The organism is Vibrio sp. 2033 (genome assembly GCF_033339735.1).
In genome coordinates this window covers 1-557 of sequence record NZ_JAWOVC010000673.1, presented here as the reverse complement: position 1 = coordinate 557, position 557 = coordinate 1, and the positions used below count along the sequence as shown (strand labels likewise).

1 protein-coding gene is annotated in these 557 nt (G+C 46.9%); it reads left to right on the top strand.

Translation table 11 applies throughout. The features are described 5' to 3' along the window. Position 1: 1 nt before the first annotated feature. A partial coding sequence (gene fre, locus R7P74_RS28425; RefSeq protein ID WP_318124037.1) for an NAD(P)H-flavin reductase occupies positions 2-557 on the top strand: 556 nt, incomplete at its 3' end.

Here is a 557-nt window from a genome sequence, read left to right as displayed (position 1 = left end):
TATTCAGCCGTTAGCTTGTAATACTTACCAAATTCTACTGCACCCTGAGTCTCCAGTTGCGTTTAAAGCTGGCCAATACCTGATGGTTGTGATGGGAGAAAAGGACAAACGCCCATTCTCGATTGCAAGCAGCCCTTGCCGACATGAAGGCGAATTAGAGCTTCATATCGGAGCTGCTGAACACAACGCTTACGCCATCGAAGTTGTCGAAGCGATGAAAGCTGCGTTAGAAACAGGTAATGATATTGAAATCGATGCGCCGCACGGTGATGCGTGGGTACAAGAAGACAGTGAACGCCCGCTGTTATTGATCGCTGGTGGTACAGGTTTTAGTTACGTACGTTCGATTCTGGATCATTGCGTAGCGCAGAATAAAACCAACCCTATCTATTTATACTGGGGTGCTCGTGATAATTGCCAGCTGTATGCGAAAGACGAATTGCTCGAACTTGCACAGAAATACGCAAATGTTCACTTTGTTCCGGTTGTTGAGGAAGCCCCAGCAGATTGGCAAGGGAAAGTCGGTAATGTACTACAAGCCGTGAGTGATGATTTCG